Source organism: Neisseria sp. P0001.S005 (assembly GCF_051963715.1).
Genome location: NZ_JBQCTZ010000976.1, coordinates 1 through 269 on the forward strand (window position 1 = coordinate 1; position 269 = coordinate 269).

The following is a 269-nucleotide window of genomic DNA, read 5'->3' on the forward strand; positions in this document are numbered from 1 at the left end:
TAATAATGCAGCACCTTGCGCATCGAGCGGCTCAACACCAACCATTTCACAATCACCAAAATCACCGACAGGCACACCGCCGCCGCGCCACTGCCAAACAAAGGCGACATGCTGGCCGCGTTCACCACACCCAACAGCAGCAGCACCGCCGCTATCACCAAAGGCGAATACAAATACGTCTCCGGCGAACGGTAGCGCAAACGCAAAACATCCCACATATCACGAACAAACACATACAGCATGGCATAAATCCAAAGCAAAAAAGCCGA

At 52.8% G+C, this 269-nt stretch carries 1 pseudogene; it reads right to left on the reverse strand.

Going from position 1 to position 269, the window contains the following annotated elements:
- Window positions 1–269: pseudogene (locus ACTHSP_RS23745) on the reverse strand (hypothetical protein); the annotation flags it as partial.